The organism is Acidiluteibacter sp., from assembly GCF_055129545.1.
The window spans coordinates 1-20,942 of the sequence record NZ_JBSRUB010000012.1 but is presented as its reverse complement, the minus strand read 5'-3'; the positions used below and the strand labels follow the sequence as shown (position 1 = coordinate 20,942).

18 protein-coding genes are annotated in these 20,942 nt (G+C 35.5%); 6 read left to right on the top strand and 12 right to left on the bottom strand.

Annotated features, from left to right (window positions below):
• The first annotated feature begins 177 nt into the window (after nt 1-177).
• Nucleotides 178-909 carry a cell division ATP-binding protein FtsE gene (locus tag ACTB0X_RS05305; RefSeq protein ID WP_463023953.1) on the top strand — a complete coding sequence of 244 codons (732 nt, stop codon included), beginning with the start codon at nt 178-180 and terminating at the stop codon, nt 907-909.
• Here ACTB0X_RS05305 and ACTB0X_RS05300 read toward each other — a convergent pair.
• On the bottom strand, nt 906-1,988 hold the full coding sequence (locus ACTB0X_RS05300; RefSeq protein ID WP_463023952.1) for a glycosyltransferase: 1,083 nt from the start codon (nt 1,986-1,988) through the stop codon (nt 906-908). The two genes, ACTB0X_RS05305 and ACTB0X_RS05300, sit on opposite strands and share 4 nt — an antisense overlap.
• 71 nt (nt 1,989-2,059) lie before the next feature.
• On the opposite strand from ACTB0X_RS05300, the gene murB reads away from it, so the two are divergent.
• The gene (gene murB, locus ACTB0X_RS05295; RefSeq protein ID WP_463024127.1) at nt 2,060-3,100 is read left to right on the top strand and encodes a UDP-N-acetylmuramate dehydrogenase; all 1,041 of its coding nucleotides are present in this window, start codon (nt 2,060-2,062) and stop codon (nt 3,098-3,100) included.
• A 1-nt stretch (nt 3,101) separates the two neighbouring features.
• On the opposite strand, the gene ACTB0X_RS05290 is transcribed toward murB, so the two are convergent.
• The 8 genes from ACTB0X_RS05290 to ACTB0X_RS05255 are packed head-to-tail and all read right to left on the bottom strand — an operon-like array spanning nt 3,102 to nt 11,238.
• Entirely contained in the window at nt 3,102-3,851 is a 750-nt protein-coding gene (locus ACTB0X_RS05290; RefSeq protein ID WP_463023951.1) for a tyrosine-protein phosphatase, read from the bottom strand.
• Nucleotides 3,852-3,870: 19 nt separating this feature from the next.
• Nucleotides 3,871-4,872, bottom strand: coding sequence for an SDR family oxidoreductase (locus ACTB0X_RS05285; protein ID WP_463023950.1), 1,002 nt, complete (start codon nt 4,870-4,872; stop codon nt 3,871-3,873).
• Between the two features lies 1 nt (nt 4,873).
• Nucleotides 4,874-5,926 carry a dTDP-glucose 4,6-dehydratase gene (rfbB, locus tag ACTB0X_RS05280; RefSeq protein ID WP_463023949.1) on the bottom strand — a complete coding sequence of 351 codons (1,053 nt, stop codon included), beginning with the start codon at nt 5,924-5,926 and terminating at the stop codon, nt 4,874-4,876.
• A 2-nt stretch (nt 5,927-5,928) separates the two neighbouring features.
• Nucleotides 5,929-7,224, bottom strand: coding sequence for a nucleotide sugar dehydrogenase (locus ACTB0X_RS05275; protein ID WP_463023948.1), 1,296 nt, complete (start codon nt 7,222-7,224; stop codon nt 5,929-5,931).
• Nucleotides 7,224-7,796, bottom strand: coding sequence for an acyltransferase (locus ACTB0X_RS05270; RefSeq protein ID WP_463023947.1), 573 nt, complete (start codon nt 7,794-7,796; stop codon nt 7,224-7,226). The genes ACTB0X_RS05275 and ACTB0X_RS05270 overlap by 1 nt, the downstream gene beginning before the upstream one ends.
• A 2-nt stretch (nt 7,797-7,798) precedes the next feature.
• Nucleotides 7,799-8,782, bottom strand: a complete 984-nt coding sequence (locus ACTB0X_RS05265; protein ID WP_463023946.1) for a UDP-glucuronic acid decarboxylase family protein — start codon at nt 8,780-8,782, stop codon at nt 7,799-7,801.
• 1 nt (nt 8,783) lies between these two features.
• Entirely contained in the window at nt 8,784-10,094 is a 1,311-nt protein-coding gene (locus ACTB0X_RS05260; protein ID WP_463023945.1) for a UDP-glucose dehydrogenase family protein, read from the bottom strand.
• 13 nt (nt 10,095-10,107) lie between these two features.
• Nucleotides 10,108-11,238 carry a DegT/DnrJ/EryC1/StrS family aminotransferase gene (locus tag ACTB0X_RS05255; RefSeq protein WP_463023944.1) on the bottom strand — a complete coding sequence of 377 codons (1,131 nt, stop codon included), beginning with the start codon at nt 11,236-11,238 and terminating at the stop codon, nt 10,108-10,110.
• Between the two features lie 82 nt (nt 11,239-11,320).
• On the opposite strand from ACTB0X_RS05255, the gene ACTB0X_RS05250 reads away from it, so the two are divergent.
• The 3 genes from ACTB0X_RS05250 to ACTB0X_RS05240 all read left to right on the top strand — a co-directional run bounded on the left by ACTB0X_RS05250 (nt 11,321) and on the right by ACTB0X_RS05240 (nt 14,855).
• Nucleotides 11,321-12,091 (top strand): hypothetical protein, encoded by a 771-nt coding sequence (locus ACTB0X_RS05250; protein WP_463023943.1) that lies wholly within the window; start codon nt 11,321-11,323, stop codon nt 12,089-12,091.
• Between the two features lie 2 nt (nt 12,092-12,093).
• Nucleotides 12,094-13,311, top strand: a complete 1,218-nt coding sequence (locus ACTB0X_RS05245) for a 3-deoxy-D-manno-octulosonic acid transferase (protein ID WP_463023942.1) — start codon at nt 12,094-12,096, stop codon at nt 13,309-13,311.
• Nucleotides 13,312-13,469: 158 nt separating this feature from the next.
• Nucleotides 13,470-14,855: a PhoH family protein gene (locus ACTB0X_RS05240; RefSeq protein WP_463023941.1), complete on the top strand. Its 1,386-nt coding sequence runs from the start codon at nt 13,470-13,472 to the stop codon at nt 14,853-14,855.
• Between the two features lie 38 nt (nt 14,856-14,893).
• On the opposite strand, the gene ACTB0X_RS05235 is transcribed toward ACTB0X_RS05240, so the two are convergent.
• Complete coding sequence (locus ACTB0X_RS05235; protein ID WP_463023940.1) at nt 14,894-19,123, bottom strand: T9SS type A sorting domain-containing protein; 4,230 nt, start codon at nt 19,121-19,123, stop codon at nt 14,894-14,896.
• Between the two features lie 189 nt (nt 19,124-19,312).
• Nucleotides 19,313-19,522: a hypothetical protein gene (locus ACTB0X_RS05230; RefSeq protein ID WP_463023939.1), complete on the bottom strand. Its 210-nt coding sequence runs from the start codon at nt 19,520-19,522 to the stop codon at nt 19,313-19,315.
• A gap of 222 nt (nt 19,523-19,744) precedes the next feature.
• Between ACTB0X_RS05230 and ACTB0X_RS05225 the strand changes: the two genes are divergently transcribed.
• On the top strand, nt 19,745-20,224 hold the full coding sequence (locus ACTB0X_RS05225) for a hypothetical protein (protein WP_463023938.1): 480 nt from the start codon (nt 19,745-19,747) through the stop codon (nt 20,222-20,224).
• A gap of 109 nt (nt 20,225-20,333) precedes the next feature.
• On the opposite strand, the gene ACTB0X_RS05220 is transcribed toward ACTB0X_RS05225, so the two are convergent.
• A partial coding sequence (locus ACTB0X_RS05220; protein ID WP_463023937.1) for a T9SS type A sorting domain-containing protein occupies nt 20,334-20,942 on the bottom strand: 609 nt, incomplete at its 5' end.

Genomic DNA, 20,942 nt, shown 5'->3' with positions numbered 1-20,942 from the left:
AACTATATTATGGCGTATGGGAATAATTCTGTCTCAAGTTTTCAACGCAATCTTGTTTACATAAATACATACTGCCAGGAGATCGGGATTCAAAATGTATCATATTTGTGCTATCATACCACAAATCTTTCGTTGTGATTAGATTTAATACATTTGCTACCATTAAAACAACAACCAATGGCCTCAGAAACAATTATCGAATTAACTAACGTTCAAGTTTTTATTAAGAAACATCTGGTTCTTTCTAACGTTAGTATTCAAATCAATAAAGGAGAATTTGTGTTTCTTGTAGGTAAAAATGGAAGCGGAAAAAGTAGTTTTCTTAAAACATTGTATGGGGAATTGACACTTGAGCACGGAGAAGGCAAAGTGGCCGGATTTAATTTAAAAGAATTGAAACGCAAAAAAATCCCGTTTTTAAGACGAGAAATCGGGATTGTATTTCAGGATTTTCAATTATTATCAGACCGAAGTGTGAATGAAAATTTAAAGTTTGTCATGAAAGCTACTGGCTGGAAAGAAAAACGAAAAATGGAAGAAGCCATTCAAGAATTGTTAACGAAAGTTGGCTTGGGCACAAAAGGATTCAAATTTCCACATGAACTTTCAGGTGGTGAACAGCAAAGAGTGGCAATAGCAAGAGCATTGGTGAATGACCCAGATATTATTTTAGCGGATGAACCAACAGGAAATTTAGATCCTGAAACTTCTAATGAAATCATGAAACTATTATTTAGCATTGCTCAAAATGGCAAAGCAGTTTTAATGGCCACACATGATTACGAGTTGATGGCAAAATTTCCTGGCAGAACGTTAAGTTTCGAAAAGGGAACCATCGACCCAGGGTTTGCAAAAAGCAGCAGCAAAGAAATAATAGAAGAAAATAATTCATCAGAGAGCATCGACTAAATCGAATCAAAAACAGTCTTTAGCACCTCCTGCTCTTTTTCCCAATTGAGAATTTTTGCAGCTTTGTCGCAATTTTTAACCCACGCCTCATATTGATCTGACAGAAGCATTTGATTCAATTTTGCTGCTAAAATGTTGGGATCATGAGATTCTAGGACTTCTCCTACTGCAAAACCCTCAACTATCTTTTTCATTTCGGGCAGTTGATAAACCAGCACTGGCACTCGGGCTTGAATATAATCAAAAAGCTTATTTGGCAATGCAAAGGTGTAATTCAATCCTAATTCTTCTTCCAAGGAAACACCTATTTTAGCCGTCTTGGTGATCTCTGTTAATGCTTTTGAATCTAGTCTTCCTAAAAAAGTAATTTTGGATTCTAAGTTTAAGTCCATGACTTGCTTCTTCAATTTATCCTCAATATCCCCAGAGCCGGCTATTATTAAACTCCCATTGACATTTTCCATAGCGGTAATCAGTGCTTCCAAACCTCTACCAATATTTAAAGCCCCTTGATAAATAATAGTTGAACTTCGAGGTGGAATATCTTTTAATTTCTGAGTAGGTAAATTCCGAACAACTTTAAAATCGACTGCATATTTTTCTTGATAGGCTTTCGCAATAGACTCGCTCACCGTATAACAAGATTTTATTCTTGGCAAAATAGTTTGTTCAATTAATTCCCATATTTTTTGGATTTTAGGTCGATGAATTAACTCAGGCACTTCTGTGAAGTACTCGTGACTGTCATAGACTATAGAAGCTCCTTTAATTTTTGATATGATGTAGTTGGGCAATAACGTATCTAGATCATTCGACAATAGAATTGCCTTTCGAGAAAACAACAGGTAAAAGAATAACGAAATAGAAAAATTGAGGTAAAACAAAGGTCCTTTATTGAAGATTAATTTAAATCGTTTCGTTTCATATGGAACATTCATCTCCCAGCTATTTGGAAGAATTCGACCTACTAAAGTCACTTCATATCCTTGATCAATTAGAAATTGGCACACCTTAGCCACTCTTTGGTCCGTGCAAAGATCATTGGTAACAGAAACGATGATGCGTCTATTTTTTGTCATATCAAGGCTACGAAAATATAAAAAGCAAATAGTTTATCCATTGGTTTCTTATATTATTGTGGAAAATCTAAATTTGCAAGCAAACCACAAGTTCTATGGAAATCAATAAAAATGCTTCATTAAAATCATTAAACACATTTGGTATTCAGTGCTACGCTGCTGAGCAGATCAATTTAACTAACGAAGATCAACTCCCATCTATTATTGATTACATCAAAAAAAGTAACAAGCAATTATTGATTTTAGGTGGTGGTAGCAATGTATTATTCACTAAAGATTTTGATGGAATTGTATTGACCAATAACTTAACCGGAATTAGAAAAACAAAAGAAGGTAAAAATTCGGTCTACCTGAATGTAGCAGCCGGAGAAGGATGGCATCAGTTCGTTTTGTATTGTATTGACCAAAATTATGCCGGAGTAGAGAATCTATCATTAATTCCTGGAAAAGTTGGTGCTAGTCCGATGCAAAACATTGGTGCTTATGGGGTAGAGGTAAAAGACGTTATAGAAAGTGTAGAAGCATTTCACCTTAACACTGGTGAGAAAAAAATCTTTCAAAATGAAGTCTGCGAATTTGGATACCGTTCCAGCATTTTCAAAACCACGGTAAAAGGCGAATATTTGATCACCGCAGTAAATTTCAAATTGAACAAAAATCCAAATGTAAACACCAGTTATGGCGCTATCAATAATGAACTTAACGAAAGAGGTATAACTAACCCGACCATAAAAAATGTTAGTGATGCAGTAATTGCAATTCGTTCCTCAAAATTACCTGATCCAAAAGTCATTGGAAATGCAGGGAGTTTTTTCAAAAACCCAGTGGTATCAGCAAAAATCGCAAACACATTAAAAAAACAGTTTGAGAATATTCCAGTTTATGATGTTGGTAATAATGAATTCAAATTGGCGGCCGGTTGGCTAATTGAGCAATGTGGCTGGAAAGGAAAAACGATTGGTCAATATGGGGTGCACAAATTGCAAGCACTCGTTTTGGTAAACTATGGAGGTGCAACAGGCGATGAAATCTATCAGTTATCTACCGATATTCTTGAATCAGTAAAAAGTAAGTTTGGAGTGGAATTAGAGCGAGAAGTAAATATAATATAGACTACAACTCAGCATTCTTCAATTTACCTGACGCTAACAATTGATGTAAATAGGGGAATTTAATGGCCAATTTCAATAAGTCTAATTGACGGACATTGTGCAAATCGCTTCCTATAAAAGTCACCAATCCTCTATCGATTAATTTTTCTGCTACTTTCTTGGTCTCTGGAGAATAATGCCCCATCAAGCTCATTAGGTTAATTTGAAGATGGACACCCCTATCTACGAATTCTTGGTATTTTTCGAACTCATTGTAATAAAAACCATATCGCTCTGGATGAGCTAGAATAGGTCGATAGCCCATTGATTGCAATGTAAAAAGGACTTGTCCTAAATTTGGTGGTTCAGAAATAAATGGCAATTCAAACAACACGTAATTATTTCCAAAAGTTAAAACCTCGCCACCATTAATTTTACGCTCAAAATCATCGTCTAAATAATACTCAGCAGCTGCCTCTAACAATACATCTATTTTTTGATTTTTCAGTTCTTCTTGAACTTTAGCCAACCCCGAATTAATAATTTCAGGAGTATTTCGGTAGTAATCTACCATGCAGTGAGGAGTGGTGATAATCTTCTTGAACCCTAACTCAACCAACCCTTTTATAAGCTCAATCGACTCCTCCATTGTCTGAGCTCCATCATCAATACCGGGAATTAAATGCGAGTGAAAATCAGCATGAAGCACAGATAAATCAGCGGGCTCCAATAACTTTTCTTTTTTCTTAAATAATTTTGAGAATAGGCTCATGATTTTAATCGAATCAAATTCAGTGCAAACCTAAGACTTCTTTATTTTCCTTAAACCATTCTAAGGTAATTTCTAGTCCTTTATCTATATTGAAGAGTGGGTTGTAACCCATCAATTCTCTAGCTTTTGAAATGTCTGCTAATGAATCTTTTATATCACCTTCTCTTGGTTCACGATGTATTGCATCCACCTCAGTTTGTATCAATTCTTTCAACCGTTCTACCATGTGATTCAAAGAAACTCTTGAACCAAAAGCCACATTGTATGCTTCTCCAAACGCTTTGGGATTGGTTGTGAAAAGTCCTCTTATATTGGCTTGAACAGCATTTTCTACAAAAGTAAAATCTCTTGTTTGCTCTCCATCTCCGTTTATATATGGGGATTGATCAGACAATAACCTTTTCATAAACAATGGAATCACAGCAGCATACTCTCCTTCCGGATTTTGGCGCGGACCGAAAACATTAAAATAACGCAATCCTATCAACTCCATATCATAAGCCAAATTGTAAACATTCGCATACAATTCATCGCTGTATTTAGAAACCGCATATGGAGAAAGTGGCTTACCAATTTTACTCTCTACTTTTGGCAATTCTTGGCTATCTCCATAAACAGAAGAAGAACTAGCATAAACAACACGTTTAATTTTATGGAATTTAGCAGCTTCCAAAATATTTAAAAACCCAGTCACATTTGACTCATGAGTAGCCTTAGGAAACTTCAATGAGCGTGGAACTGACCCTAACGCAGCTTGATGACAAACTGCATCCACTCTACTCATTGCATTCTTGCAATCATCAAAATTGGTCAAATCCCCTTTAATGAATGTATAATTGGGATGGTCCTTAAATAAATCAATATTGGACTGCAATCCTGTAACTAAGCTATCAAACGCAACAACCTTAGCTCCATACCGTAACAAGTATTGAGAAATATGAGAACCGATAAATCCGGCTGCCCCTGTTACTAAAATAGTTTGGGTAGTAAGGTCTGCAGTATGATAGGGAGTATCGTACATATTATCTTTCTTGATATTGTTGTTCGTAATATTTTTTGTAATCACCAGAAGTAACGCTATTCAACCATTCTTCATTCTGCAAATACCAATCTACTGTATTTCTTAATCCTTCTTCAAAAGTAATGGATGGAACCCAGCCCAATTCGTCTTTTATTTTGGTGGCGTCAATTGCATATCGAGCATCGTGACCAGCTCTATCTTTTACATAAGTAATCAGTTCTTCTGAAGCACCTTTCTCTCTTCCCAATTTGTCGTCCATGATCGTACATAATTCCTTTATTAAAGAAATATTTGTCCATTCATTATGTCCTCCAATATTATAAGTATCTCCATTTTTTCCTTCATGAAAAATCACGTCAATTGCCTTTGCATGATCATTTACCCACAACCAGTCTCGTACATTCTCACCTTTGCCATAAACTGGCAGAGGTTTATTATTCTTAATGTTGTGAATAAATAAAGGAATTAATTTCTCAGGAAACTGATGAGAACCGTAATTATTAGAACAGTTAGAAATAACTACTGGCATATCATAAGTATGAAAATAGGCACGTACTAAATGATCGCTAGATGCTTTTGAAGAAGAATAGGGACTTCTCGGATCGTAAGGAGTCGTTTCTTCAAACAATCCTGTTTCCCCCAAGGAACCATAAACCTCATCAGTAGAAATATGATAGAATCGCTTCCCTTCATAATTTCCATTCCATGAGGTTCTTGCAATATTTAATAACTCTACAGTTCCAACAATATTAGTTTTAATAAATTCTAGTGGATTAGTTATTGACCGGTCTACATGAGACTCTGCTGCCAGATGTATAACCGCATCGAACTGATATTTATCAAAAATGGATTTCAGGTAATCTCCATCAACTATATCTCCCTTTAAAAAGGTATAATTCGATTTAGATTCAATGTCTTTTAAGTTTTCTAAATTCCCTGCATAAGTCAATTTGTCGAGATTGTAAATATGGTAATCAGGGTATTTATTTACAAACAAACGGACCACATGAGAACCGATAAAACCAGCACCCCCTGTCAACAAAATATTCTTCATTTTTATAAGCTTAAATAATTCAGTTCTTGAATCTTTCCTTTATAAATTCCTTTCAAATCATAAATCAAGGCACCTTTTGCAGCTATTGATTTAAAATAACTCTCGTCATAATTACAATACTCTTCATGGTTCACTGCAACGATAATCGCATTGTAATTGTTCGCCAATCGATCAGCTAACCCAAAATTATACTCCTTTTCTAAATGCTCAGAACTAGCATGTGGATCAATTACATCTACTGATGCGCCAAACGATTTCAATTCTTCGATTACGTCAGCCACCTTGGAGTTTCTAATGTCGCTCACATTCTCTTTAAAAGTAGCACCCATTACCAACACCTTAGATTCACTAACATGAACACCACTTGCAATAATTTTTTTAATGGTATTCTTAGCGATGTATGCACCCATTCCGTCATTAACTGAACGTCCTGAATTAATTATCTGCGCATGGAAGCCATACTCTTTTGCCTTATAGGTAAGGTAATACGGATCTACACCAATGCAGTGACCACCAACTAAACCAGGTCTAAAGTTTAGAAAATTCCATTTTGTGCCAGCCGCCTCTAATACTTCATACGTATTAATATTCATCTTATTGAAAATCATGGAAAGCTCATTCACCAATGCAATATTTACATCTCGTTGTGTATTTTCTATAATCTTTGCAGCTTCAGCTACTTTAATAGTAGCTGCTCTATGCACTCCGGCTTGCACTACCAATTCGTATACTTGAGCAATCTCTTCTAATGATTCATCACTACAACCTGCTGCTACTTTCACTACATTATGAAGGGTATGCTCTTTATCTCCCGGATTAATTCGTTCAGGAGAATATCCTACCTTAAAATCTTCTCTAAATTTAAGTCCTGAAACTTGCTCCAATACAGGAATACAATCTTCCTCGGTACAACCGGGATAAACAGTCGATTCAAAAACTACGTAATCTCCCTTTTTCAGAACATCACCAACTGTTTTTGACGCAGATAACAATGGCTTTAAATCAGGTAAATTGTGCTGATCAATGGGTGTAGGAACTGCAACAATAAAAAATGTCGCTGCTTTAAGATCTGCTTTATTGGCAGTGAACAAGATATCACAATTCTCAAATGCTTCCTTTTCTAGCTCTTCACTTGGATCGATTTGATTTTTCATCATATCCACACGCTCTTGATTGATATCAAACCCAATCACCTTTACCTTCTTGGCAAATTCTAAAGCAATTGGCAACCCAACATAACCTAATCCAATAATTGCGATACTGGTCTCTTTATCAACTATTTTTTTATAAATTCCCATTATGAAATTCTTTTTACGTTGTTATTTTCTAATTTATATGTTTGACCACTTTCTGTACAAGTCGCCACATTGTCTAGGTTGAATTCTAATCGATGTCCAAATTCACTAATCCATCCAATTTGTTTAGCCGGATTCCCTACTACCAATGCAAAAGGCAGAACCGTTTTAGTTACCACAGCACCTGCTCCGATAAACGCATATTCACCGATGTCGTGTCCGCAAACTATAGTCGCATTGGCTCCAATACTAGCACCTTTCTTTACAACCGTTTTCAAATATTGGTCTCTTCTTATTACCGCACTTCTTGGATTGATCACATTGGTAAAAACCATGGAAGGTCCAAGGAATACATCATCTTGACAGGCAACTCCAGTATAAATGGACACATTATTTTGAACCTTTACATTATTACCTAAAATTACTTCTGGTGAAATAACACAGTTTTGGCCGATGTTACATTTTTCACCAATAATACAATTTGGCATAATGTGCGTAAAATGCCAAATTTTTGTATTAGCACCTATTTTGCAACCTTCGTCAATTATAGCAGTTTCATGTGAATAGTATTCCATCGCTATTTTATATAACCTTCAAATGTATTGTGTTCTTTTTTATAAAGTTGTTCTTCTGGCAAAGATTTAAAATAGTCGTAAGTGATTTTTAAGCCTTCAGCTCTATCTACCTTCGGCTCCCAACCTAAAAGAGTTCTAGCCCTGGTAATGTCAGGTTGTCTTTGCATCGGATCGTCTACTGGTAAAGGCTTGTAGATCACCTTTTGAGTTGTATTGGTTAATTTTATGATTTCTTCCGCGAATTGTCCAATAGTAATCTCATTTGGGTTACCAATGTTAACAGGCTCAGAAATATCACTCATTAACAGTCGATATATCCCCTCAATTAAATCATCAACATAACAGAATGAGCGTGTTTGACTACCATCTCCAAACACTGTTAAGTCTTCTCCTCGAAGTGCTTGTCCAACAAAAGCAGGTAACACTCTCCCGTCATTCAGACGCATCCTAGGGCCATAAGTATTAAATATCCTTACAATTGAAGTTTTTACACCGTGATAAGTATGATAAGCCATTGTTATCGCTTCTTGAAAACGTTTTGCTTCATCATAAACACCACGAGGTCCTATAGGATTCACATTTCCCCAATAATCTTCTGTTTGAGGGTGCACCAATGGATCGCCATAGACTTCAGAAGTTGAGGCAACCAAAATCTTAGCATTCTTAGCTTTCGCCAAACCTAATAATCGGTGAGTCCCTAATGAGCTCACTTTTAAGGTCTGAATTGGGATTTTTAAATAATCTATTGGACTTGCAGGAGATGCAAAATGCAGGATATAATCCAATTCACCAGAAACATGCACGTAATTAGAAACATCATGGTGAAAAAATTCAAAATTTGACAAGGGCATTAAATGATTCAAGTTATCAATGTTTCCTGTAATCAAATTATCCATTGCGATAACATAATATCCTTCTTTGATAAAACGATCGCAAAGATGTGATCCTAAAAATCCTGCTGCTCCTGTAATTAATATTCTTTTCATTTTACGCGATTAGTGTTCTTCCAATACTGCTGTAATAATATCCGTGCTCTTTCATCTGATCTAAGTCATATAGATTTCGACCATCGAAAATCACTTTACTCTTCATTTTCTTTGATAGTTTCGTAAAGTCTGGTGTTCTAAAAACTGACCATTCAGTGGCAATAACTAATGCATCAGCCTCTTCTACAGCCGCATACATGTTTAAAGCGTAGTGAATTTTATCCCCTAAAACTTTACTTACATTGTCCATTGCTTCAGGATCGTAAGCAGAAACCACGGCTCCTCTTTTAATCAATTCGTCAATGATATACAATGCTGGAGCTTCTCTAATATCGTCCGTGTCCGGTTTAAATGCTAACCCCCAGATCGCGATTTTCTTGCCTTTCAAATCTCCTTTAAAGTAATCCTCAATTTTTGGAAGAATTGCTATCTTCTGTTCTTGATTAACCTTCATCACAGCATCCAAAATTTGGAAAGGATATCCTGCCTCTGCTCCAGACTTACTTAAAGCCTGAACGTCTTTTGGAAAGCAACTTCCACCGTATCCAATTCCTGGAAACAAGAAACGCTTACCAATTCGAGTATCAGAACCAATCCCTGCTCTTACCATGTCTACATCAGCTCCTACTTTCTCACAGAAATTTGCAATCTCATTCATGAAAGTAATTTTTGTTGCTAAAAATGCATTTGCAGCATATTTCGTCAACTCTGCAGACTTTTCATCCATAAAAATTATTGGATTCCCTTGTCTTACGTATGGCTTATACAACTCCTCCAAAATTTTTCTGGCTCTTGGAGATTCTGTGCCGATTACGACTCTATCAGGCTTCAGGAAATCATCAACTGCAAACCCTTCTCTTAAGAACTCTGGATTAGAAACGATATCAAAATCAACCTTCGCATTAGCTGCTACTGCTGCGTGAACTTTTTCAGCTGTTCCTACAGGCACTGTACTTTTATCAATGATAACTTTGTAATCTTCGATCAACTTACCCAACTGATCAGCCACTCCTAACACATAGGACAAATCTGCTGAACCATCCTCACCAGGAGGAGTTGGCAACGCCAAAAATATAATCGAAGCTTTTTTTATTGCGGACTCTAAATCCGTTGTAAACTTCAATCTTTTTTGCTTGATATTTCTCTCAAAAATTACATCCAAGTGGGGCTCATAAATCGGCACAATACCACTTTTCATTTTTTCAACTTTAGATGCATCAATGTCCACACAGATTACATCATTTCCTGTTTCGGCTAAACAAGTCCCTGTTACTAAACCTACATAACCGGTTCCTACTACTGCTATTTTCATAGAAAATTTCTTATTATTTGTTTATAAATTCTAACACCTTCTCGGTGATAAATGTCAATTGTTCTTTTGTTAATTCAGTATGCATCGGCAAAGACATCACTCGTCGACTCAAATCCTCAGAAACAGGAAAATCCCCATCGTTGTAGCGATCGTCTTTATAGGCTTTTTGTTGATGCAATGGAACCGGATAATAAATCATAGCTGGGATTCCATTTTCAGACAAAAATTGCTGCAAGCCTGCACGGTCTACACCATTTAATTTCAAAGTATACTGATGAAAAACATGGGTAGAATACGGTGCTCGAGCCGGAGTTTCAATTTTATCAGTTCCAGCAAAAGCTGCATCATAAAAATCTGCTGCAGACCTTCTAGCTGCATTATAGTGATCCAACTCAGGTAACTTAACCCCTAAAACGGCAGCCTGAATGCTGTCCAATCTCGAGTTAACTCCAATTTCATCGTGATAGTAACGCACCTTCATTCCGTGATTTACAATCATTCTTATTTTTTCAGCCAACTTATCATTGTCAGTAAAAATAGCTCCCCCATCACCATAACAACCTAAATTCTTTGATGGAAAGAAGGAAGTACAGCCCACAATACCAATTGTTCCAGCTTTTTTAACTGTTCCATCTTTTGAGGTAAAATCAGCCCCAATTGCTTGAGCATTGTCTTCAATGACGAATAAACACTTTTCATTCGCAATCTCCATCACCTCATCCATATTGGAACATTGTCCAAACAAATGAACTGGAACAATTGCTTTTGTTTTATCTGTAATTGCGGCTCTTAGCGAATCAGCATTAATAGTGTAAGTATCAGCATCTACATCAACTAACACAGGCACCAAGCCCAACAAAGCAATAACTTCCGCAGTGGCTACAAAAGTAAAAGTAGTAGTAATTATCTCATCTCCAGGCTTTAAGTTTAATGCCATCATTGCAATCTGCAAGGCATCGGTTCCGTTAGCACATGGGATAACATGTTTTACACCTAAATATTTCTCTAACCCTTCTTGAAAAGACTTGACTTCAGGCCCGTTAATAAATGCTGTGGAATTTATCACTTCAGCTATTCGAGAATCAACTTTATCTTTAATTTTTTGGTATTGACCTTTTAAGTCAACCATTTGAATATCATTCATAAGATAATATAAAAAATTGCGTTGCGAAGATAGTTATTTTTGACCGACCACAGGCAAATAAAACAATTCGTAAATTCGCAAAATGAAAAAAATATTCGCTGTTTCTAAGTCTATTTTATTAATGTCAATCCTTACACTATCAGGTTTAAATGGGTTTTCTCAAATAAATATGGATTCCACTATTGGAGTAGCTTTCGTAAAATTAAACTTCGGGTATTATGCCCCTGCGAATGATTTTGCGGAACGATTTGGGAATACAGCTTCTGTGGGCGGCGAAATTGGCTACAAAACAAAAAGCAATTGGCAGTTTTCATTTAAGATGGATGGCAATTTTGGGAATGAAGTGAAGGAACCTACCATCATCAATTTTATTACTAATGGCGATGGATATGTAACTACACAAAATGGTTCAGTAACAGCCATTTTAATAGAACAACGGGGGTATAATTTTCACTTTATGGCAGGTAAAATTTTTAACTTTAAAGGAAAAAATAAAAACTCAGGGTTATTGGTTTCTGCAGGCCTAGGGTTTTTAAGTCACCGAATTAACCTTGATTATAGAGATGGAGAGGTTCTTCAACTCACGAAAGAAATGGAGAAAGGTTACGATCGATTATCGACTGGATTTTCAGTGAATCAATTTATAGGCTATCAATATTATGGCAAAACAAGACTGATCAATTTTTATGCTGGAATTGAGGGTATCCAAGCTTTTACAAAAAATAAGAGAGGCTATAATTACGACCTTCAGCAAGAGGATACTAAAAGTAGATTTGATAGCATGTATGGAATAAAAATAGGATGGATTATTCCTTTCTACAAAAAATCTACTCAAGAATTCTACTATTATTAATTATGAGGACGATTTATACACTAGGAATCCTCTTTTATCAATTTACCATTCATTTTGCCTCACTATTTACTCAAAAAGCAAAATTATGGGTAGATGGACGAGTTAAAGTATTTGAACATCTAGAAAATAATATCCCTTCAGACAAAAAAGTAGTGTGGTTTCATTGTGCCTCTTTAGGTGAATTTGAGCAAGGTAGATCGGTCATTGAAAATTACCGTAAAAAACACCCTGCTCATTTTATTTTATTGACCTTCTTCTCACCTTCAGGGTATGAAATTCGAAAAAATTATAGCGGAGCCGACTACATTTGTTATCTTCCTGCAGACACACTCAGCAATTCAAAGAAATTCATAAAAATTGTAAAACCTCATTTCGTATTTTTTATTAAATATGAATTTTGGTTCAATTACCTGATTGAATTAAAAAAATCAAAAACGCCCACATTTCTCATTTCTGGAATCTTTCGATCCAATCAACATTTTTTTAAATGGTACGGTAAATGGTTCAGAAAACAACTTCAATCATTCAACCATTTTTTCTTACAAAATCAATCTTCCATCGACTTATTGTCATCCATAAATTACACGAATACAACATTAGCAGGTGACACCCGATTTGACCGAGTGATAGATGTGGTAAGTGCTGCAAAACCACTTCATGATATCGCTGCTTTCGTAGACGAGAAACCAACATTTGTTGCAGGTAGTACATGGCCAGAAGATGAGAAAATATTGGTGGATTTTGTCCGTCAAAACAAGATCCAACTCATCATTGCTCCACATGAAGTGAATGACAATCGGATAAAAAACTTACAGCAATTGTTTAGTGAGGAAGGTACTTTGTATTCTTCAATGGATGTGACCAAAAAGGTTTTAATCATTGATTCTATTGGGTTGTTATCGTCACTATACGCCTATGGAACCTGGGCCTACATTGGCGGTGGATTTGGAAGCGGAATCCACAACACATTAGAAGCTGCAAGCTATGGAATACCAGTTGTTTTTGGACCCAATTTTCAGAAATTTCAAGAAGCAAAAGATTTAATTGAAATCGGAGCTGCAGAAAGCATTGCCACAAAAGCAGAATTTGAACAAATTGCTCGCACTTTGTTTCAAAATGATGATATACGAATGAAAAAAGGAAAGTTGGCGAGAGAATACGTTTACAAGCAACAAGGAGCGACCAAAATTATCTTAGATTTTATCTCACAGAAAATCTAAAATCCGACAAAACGAAGGTACAAGTTAAGCAATCATTTAATTCGTTTTACTTTTCCGTTAATATATAATTATCACAGGTTAACAGTTTATTTCTTTTCAACTTCAGCTTGCCATTTGGAAAATATTGGGAGTAGCTTTAAAAGAAAAAATAAACGCCTATGCCAACGAGCGCAAAATCATCAAAAGCTACAGCCAAAAAAACCTCAACGGGAAAATCAAAAAAGGAATCTAAAATTTATGTTTTAGACACCTCAGTTATCATTCATGACCACAATTCCATTCACAACTTTGAGGACAACGATGTGGTGATCCCTATCACTGTATTAGAGGAATTAGACAACTTCAAAAAAGGAAATGACTCGAAAAACTATGAAGCAAGAGAGTTTACTCGGATTATTGACCGGTTAAGTCAGAACCACACCTTGCAAGACTGGATTCCGATGGTGGAAAACAAAAAGTCGAAGTTTAAAATAGTCCTTGCCAATAAGAATTATTTATTGGATGCCGAGAAAGTTTTCGGAGATAAAAAGGCAGATCATAAAATCCTAAATACTGCACTAAGTCTACAAGAAACGGAAAAAGGTCGAAAAATAATTCTAGTTACAAAAGACATCAACCTCCGACTAAAAGCAAAAGCTCTTAACATTACTGCTGAAGATTATGAAACAGGAAAAGTAAAAGATTTAGGAAGCGTATTTAGTGGCAAAATGCTTATTAATGATTTGGACCATCAGGTAATAAAAGAAATCTATGAAAAAGGGTTTCTAGAGGATCACTCTTTTATGGCAAAAGAAAAAATCAACAATCATTTCTACATTTTAAAAAACGGAAAAGCTAGTTCATTGGCTTTTTACAATCCGGTTTTGGACCGAATAGAACGAGTAGAAAAAAACAACGCTTTTGGAATCAAGCCAAAAAATGCCGAACAAGCTTTTGCATTGCATGCCATATTAAACCCTGACATCAAATTGGTCACGCTGCAAGGAGTAGCAGGAACAGGTAAAACCCTTTTGGCATTGGCAGGAGCAATAGAACAAAAGCGAAATTTTAAGCAGATTATTTTGGCCCGACCAATTGTACCATTGAGCAATAAAGATTTGGGCTTTTTACCAGGCGACATTAAAGACAAAATTGGGCCATACATGGAGCCTTTATTCGACAATTTAAAATACATCAAAAACCAATTTGACGAGGCTGACAAACGTTACAAGCAGATCTCTGAAATGCAGAGTAGCGAGAAAATCGTTATTACTCCATTGGCCTATATTCGAGGTAGAAGTTTGTCTGATGTTATATTTATAGTGGACGAGGCTCAAAACTTAACTCCTCATGAAGTCAAAACAATCATTACAAGAGCAGGCGAAAACACCAAGATCATTTTCACTGGAGATGTTCATCAAATTGATACGCCTTACTTGGATGAGCAGAGTAATGGATTGAGCTATTTAGTTGATCGACTAAAAGGAAATAAACTATTTGCTCACATCACTCTAGAAAAAGGAGAGCGTTCAGAATTAGCAAATATTGCAAATGAGTTATTGTAAAAAAAGAAGGCTTCTTAATTGAAGCCTTCTTTTATAAATTATCTAAGCAATACCTTGTAACTTTTAGTTTCATTAATGGTTTTAAGTGTTATTAAGTAAACTCCAGGCGGCTGATTTAACTCGAATGAATAGATAGTAGTAGAAGAAAGATCCTTTACCATTAATAACCTCCCATTTAAATCTTTTAGTTCAACACTACCTGAAAAACTAGTCTCACTAAAACTAATATTCAATAGTCCATTTGATGGATTTGGAAATAGGCTCACCTCACTTAATTCAATCTTTGGATTAGCGACTCCTACTGTTGTTACGAGAATGCAGCTAGAAGTATCTGTACAGTTCCCATTGTTAATTTCAACTGCATAACTACCATTTCGACTCGGAACAAAATATTGATTTGTATCATTCAACAAAGGCGCAAAATTGGCACTACAATCTAACCATTGATATCTTCCGAAAGTTTGATTAGAAAGCAGAGTATCATTATTGATTGCAACAGACTTATCAGAATTCAACAAAAATAATTTAAAGGTCATTAATGAATCGCACCCATTCGCATTTGGAATGGTATCAAAATATATCCCGGTTTGACTATAATTATTCCCCCTCCAATTAAAAGTACCACATGAAGATATTGAAGTAACAGAACTAGTATTTGTATCTATATTCAAACTCAAGGTCATCAATGAATCACAGCCGCCTGAATTTTGAATGGTATCATGATACGTTCCGCTTTGTGTTAGATTCATTCCTTGCCATGCATAAACTCCACATGAGGTAGCTGATAAACTTGAATTAGTAGAATTGCTTAATGTCAAATTCAACGTCATTAATGAATCACAGCCACCCGAATTTTGAATGGTATCGTGATATGTTCCACTTTGTGTTAAACTCATTCCTTGCCAAGTATAGGCCCCACATGATGTAGCTGACAAACTTGAACTAGTAGAATTGCTCAATGTCAAATTCAACGTCATCAATGAATCACATCCGCCTGAATTTGAAATCGTGTCGTGATACGTTCCGCTTTGTGTTAAACTCATCCCTTGCCAAGTATAAGCCCCACATGAGGTAGCTGATAAACTTGAACTAGTTGAATTCCCTAATGTCAAACTCAACGTCATCAATGAATCACAACCGCCTGAATTTTGAATGGTGTCGTGATACGTTCCGCTTTGTGTTAAACTCATCCCTTGCCAAGTATAAGCTCCACATGAAGTGGCTGATAAACTTGAACTAGTGGAATTTCCTACTATCAAATTCAACGTCATAAATGAATCACAGCCACCCGAATTTTGAATGGTATCGTGATATGTTCCGCTTTGTGTTAAACTCATTCCTTGCCAAGTATAGGCCCCGCATGATGCAGCTGACAAACTTGAACTAGTAGAATTGCTCAATGTCAAATTCAACGTCATCAACGTATCACAGCCGCCTGAATTTGGAATCGTATCGTGATACGTTCCGCTTTGTGTTAAATTCATTCCTTGCCATGCATAAGCTCCACATGTAGTGGCTGACAAACTTGAACTTGTAGAATTGCCTACTATCAAATTCAACGTCATCAGTGAATCACAGCCGCCTGAATTTGGAATCGTATCGTGATACGTTCCGCTTTGTGTTAAATTCATTCCTTGCCATGCATAAGTCCCGCAAAAAGTTGAAGTAAATGTCGAGCTAGTGTTATTTTTAATTTCTAAACTCAAGACTGTGATTGAGTCTCGATGTGGATTAGTAGTTATAGTATCAAAATAAATCCCTGAAGAATTATATGTACTTCCATTTAGAGGCCAGAAGTAATCATCACAATTATTAATCACATTATCGCCATCCAAATACAACTCTGAAACCGATTGGCAACCATACTGACTTGTTACTATACTTTTATAAACCCCATCACCCCTAAATACTACTGTATCACTTTCAGAGTTTAATAAGGCACTATTATAGTACCACTGAAATTTATTCAAATAACCTGTTGCAAGGACTTTTAAATAATTATCAAAAATTCTAAATGAGACTGAACTGGTATCATAACACTCAATATGATTACTTACTGTATTTGTAATAACAGCAGGATTCCCATCAAAGTAAATTTTTGCAGTGTTTGACATTTTAGTGTTTGGTCTTATATAATCTCTTGGTTGAACCTTAAACTTTACAAAGCCATGACTCTCTTTTTCATTTGTAATACTATCTACCAATTTAATGTTGTTAAATACAAATGACACCAACTCCGCTTTATCAATATCGACACTAACTGAATGGCTGCTTGAAATCATTTGAAAAGATAGTGGATCGATATTTTTTAACCGATCAGTAATTACTACATTGTAAGCCGTGTCGTTACCTGTATTCTGGAAGCGAATCAAATATTCTAGATCCTCCTTTTTATTAACATATCCTTTTATTCCTTCACCGATAGGTGAAACTGTTTTGTCATTTGGATCATACGAACACCTCAATACTTGACTTAAACTATCCGAATGAATAACAGTTGAGGAATGATCTTTAACAATTAAGCTGCTAAATAAGGTGGATCCAATTGATGTAAAATTTGGCATAGTTACATCACATCTAATTCTTATTTTATCAAAGTAATTGATTGAATCTATTCGCCAATATACTTTATTCCCTACGATCGAATCGGGGGCTAAGCTTGCTGAATTAAAAGTGATGGAAGGATCTAATTGAAGCTCCACTCTTCCATCTATTATAGAACCTCCAACATTTGAAACCTCTATATAATAATTGGTGGTGCTATTGCACCTTGGAAAACCTCCTACCAACGTTGTATTAAATCTTGATATAGTGTCCTTTCGAGCAATTCCAAAATCTAAATTTAGTCTTGATGGCACTAGATGAGAAGAATTGAATGAATAATCCAGACTATCCGTTGTAATTTCCCAGGAAGATAACGAATCTAAAGTAATAACAGAAGTTCCATAGGGGTAGACATCAATACTAAACTCGCCATCCTCATTCGTAAAATTGAAATTTCTTGAATTGGAATCCGTCGCCTTAATTCCGTCTAACAGCCTTTCATTCGAATCAAAATTTTTATTTCTATTCTCATCTAAAAACACTTTCCCTTCTCCTTTATATGAAGATTTTGAATAGTTCTCTAGTAAAAAAATGGTATCTCCATTTCGAGTCAAAAAATCTACGTCGTTATCATTATCAAAATCAATAGAACGCAGCACACCTATTCTATACAACTCAAACATCACATAATTCTCCTGCAGAAGTATTGATGATCCATAACTCCCATTCCTTAAATTCTCTCGATAACTCAAGTCCGGTGTTGTGGAATTTGGTTTAGGCTTTAGTTCAATAATATCATTAAAGCCATCTGCATTTACATCACCGAAGCTGCGAAAATTATTATATGAAGCAATGTAAGTAAGCGGTCCATAAGATCCCGACAAATTCTTTTTTATGTAGAAAGAACCCTCTGTAATTAAAATATCTTTATTGTAATCATTATCAAAATCTGTAATAAATAATCTAGCTGCAAAGAATTGCAAATTTGAATCTAGCTTTTCAACATAACTCGAAGTGTAACTGAAGTAGGAGTACTTATTCAAATTAAGACTATTATTCTCATATACCAATGCGTAGAGATCAGAACCATCTATCACAGATGAAACAATTCCAATATTGTTATTCACCGATACTATTGTATCTAAAGTCCATTTACGAGCAGCACTATCATTTATTAAAATAAATAAGTCATTAGACGTTTTTATTACTATATCAGGCGTTAGAAGACTTCTACTAGTCGTAACGTTAAACTTCTCCATTCGACCGGCTGGCGAATCTACAATTGTGTATGGATTAGAGAAATTTCCACTCCCATCATTCTGAAGCCACAAAATATGCTTGCCACTTTTGTCTGTCCCAACAACTAAGTCAAGAATTTGATCATAGTTCATGTCTATAAATACAAAATCTATAATGTATGCCCAATTCCCTAATGATGGTTTAGTATAAATTAGTTTTCTATTAATGTAATTACCTGAACCATCATTCTCATACATAAAAATTGAATCAGTAGAAGTCAAATTAGGGCCAGTAGGAAACCAACAACTCAATATAAGATCTTGATAGCCATCTCCATTAAGATCAGCAAACCTTATGTCTCTATTCTGAATATTTGCTGTATCTGCAGCGAGATTAGAATCAATCAAAAGAACTTGCTTCTTAAGTTGAGCATAGGAGTGATGGAAAGAAAAAATAATTACAAAACATACCAATAGCTTTTTCATAGTTTTCAGGGATTGAAAATAAAGGCTAAATATAATTAATAATATTTAACAAACAAGCTAATTAACAACCAACTAGAGATATTAATACTTAAAAGGAACTTTTACAAGACATGAATCAATCAAAAAACAAAAAAAAGCCCTCTCAACTGAGAAGGCTTCCTTTTTTATCAACTAACAATCTAACTCTAACTAACTTTTAAACGAAGTATTTAATAACACTTCCCCTTCTTCGTCTCTCACTAACAACTGTGCGCAATTTTTACGAGCCAAATCTTTGGCCACCAAAAGTGCTTTTGCAAAATCATTGATTACACCTGTAAAAGAAAAGGTGCCTTCGTAAAATATGGTCCATCCCCCACCGTGAGGAAATAATTGCAATCTATTTGTAGCTATTTTCATATCAATACTTTTTAAGGGTTAATAGAAGTGATTAAAAAATGTGCCAAACTTTAAATCACATTGACTATTCTTTCCATTTCGTGCAGTGTTACAAAATATTCACACTTTATTTCTAAAAATCCTCATCTATCTAGAATTGATGAGGAAGAAAACACACTTATCAGCAAGACACAAAAAACGGCATAAAGGTTTCTTTAGTATTTAAAAAAAATACAAAACAATATGAAACGTTCAATCTTATTCGCATTATTAACCGCACTTTTTATCACTTTTACCATTAATCTTTCTGCACAATCAAGCCATGTAACTCGATTAACAGCTGCAGAAGTTCCAGACGAGGCCATTGCCAGTTTCAAAGCTGCATATCCAGATGGAAAATTGATTCAGTGGTGGAGAATAGACAAAAACTATCAAGCTGAATTTACATTAGAAAGTAACATCAATAAAGTATTATTTGATAATGAGGGTGGTACTTTACAACGAAGAAAAAAACTAAACTGGCCAAACGAACTCCCCAAAAAAGTAGTGAAAGGGTTTAAAAAAACAGAATACAAATTTTGGAAAGTAGAAGAAGCTTATCAGGCGGAAAGTACTGGTGAAGATGTCTTTTACGAGATAAAAGTGACCAAAGACGATCGTTTTCAAATGATATATTTCAAGCCAAGTGGAGATATTGAAACGAAGTCAATGAGTACTTATTAATGGAATTTCATTTTGTTACTTTCACACCTCAAACTTAAACACTAACCCTTCAGAGGGTTTAAAACCCTCTGAAGGGTTGCATCAGTAGGTCTCTCTCATTTTTGAATGATCAATTAGCTACCACCACTTTCTCCGTACTCACCCCATGCTCTGAAATGACTTTCAGAAAGTAGATGCCATTTTTTAAGCCATTGACAGAAATAGAATTGACTTTGTGATGAAACGATTGTACCACTTTTCCTTGCAAACTGTATAACTCAATTGAACTAACGCGTACATTGGACAAAAACTCCAAATACAACTGCTCTTGCACAGGATTGGGATATACTTTAAGCAATGCCCCTAATTGCTGCTGCTCTTTCAAACCAACAACTTGCATTTCATGGATGCGAATAATGGGCTGAGTAGGCACGCCATCCCAATACAACCAATTACCCATTACATAATACCCACCGAATTTTGATGGAACTATTTTATTAACATAGCCTTGATTTTTCCACACATGGGTAGAATCAGGCCCTCTTGATGTAAAATACTGCGGCTCTATGTTTCCTACAGAATCTAACTTTACTAAACTGTTTTTTGCATACCCTTGTACCTGATTAAAATAACCTCCCAATAAATACCCGTCATCAGGGGTTTTTATTACACTGCCTACACCTGCTGTACCTGGGTAAGCAGAGTCAATTGGACTTCCTAAATTATTAAAGGTAGTGTC

Bases quoted from the DNA above. Each gene is read 5' to 3' on its own strand.
- ACTB0X_RS05305 (WP_463023953.1), top strand. From the start codon at position 178: ATGGCCTCAGAAACAATTATCGAATTAACTAACGTTCAAGTTTTTATT.
- ACTB0X_RS05300 (WP_463023952.1), bottom strand. From the start codon at position 1,988: ATGACAAAAAATAGACGCATCATCGTTTCTGTTACCAATGATCTTTGC.
- ACTB0X_RS05290 (WP_463023951.1), bottom strand. From the start codon at position 3,851: ATGAGCCTATTCTCAAAATTATTTAAGAAAAAAGAAAAGTTATTGGAG.
- ACTB0X_RS05285 (WP_463023950.1), bottom strand. From the start codon at position 4,872: ATGTACGATACTCCCTATCATACTGCAGACCTTACTACCCAAACTATT.
- rfbB (WP_463023949.1), bottom strand. From the start codon at position 5,926: ATGAAGAATATTTTGTTGACAGGGGGTGCTGGTTTTATCGGTTCTCAT.
- ACTB0X_RS05275 (WP_463023948.1), bottom strand. From the start codon at position 7,224: ATGGGAATTTATAAAAAAATAGTTGATAAAGAGACCAGTATCGCAATT.
- ACTB0X_RS05270 (WP_463023947.1), bottom strand. From the start codon at position 7,796: ATGGAATACTATTCACATGAAACTGCTATAATTGACGAAGGTTGCAAA.
- ACTB0X_RS05265 (WP_463023946.1), bottom strand. From the start codon at position 8,782: ATGAAAAGAATATTAATTACAGGAGCAGCAGGATTTTTAGGATCACAT.
- ACTB0X_RS05260 (WP_463023945.1), bottom strand. From the start codon at position 10,094: ATGAAAATAGCAGTAGTAGGAACCGGTTATGTAGGTTTAGTAACAGGG.
- ACTB0X_RS05255 (WP_463023944.1), bottom strand. From the start codon at position 11,238: ATGAATGATATTCAAATGGTTGACTTAAAAGGTCAATACCAAAAAATT.
- ACTB0X_RS05250 (WP_463023943.1), top strand. From the start codon at position 11,321: ATGAAAAAAATATTCGCTGTTTCTAAGTCTATTTTATTAATGTCAATC.
- ACTB0X_RS05245 (WP_463023942.1), top strand. From the start codon at position 12,094: ATGAGGACGATTTATACACTAGGAATCCTCTTTTATCAATTTACCATT.
- ACTB0X_RS05240 (WP_463023941.1), top strand. From the start codon at position 13,470: ATGCCAACGAGCGCAAAATCATCAAAAGCTACAGCCAAAAAAACCTCA.
- ACTB0X_RS05235 (WP_463023940.1), bottom strand. From the start codon at position 19,123: ATGAAAAAGCTATTGGTATGTTTTGTAATTATTTTTTCTTTCCATCAC.
- ACTB0X_RS05230 (WP_463023939.1), bottom strand. From the start codon at position 19,522: ATGAAAATAGCTACAAATAGATTGCAATTATTTCCTCACGGTGGGGGA.
- ACTB0X_RS05225 (WP_463023938.1), top strand. From the start codon at position 19,745: ATGAAACGTTCAATCTTATTCGCATTATTAACCGCACTTTTTATCACT.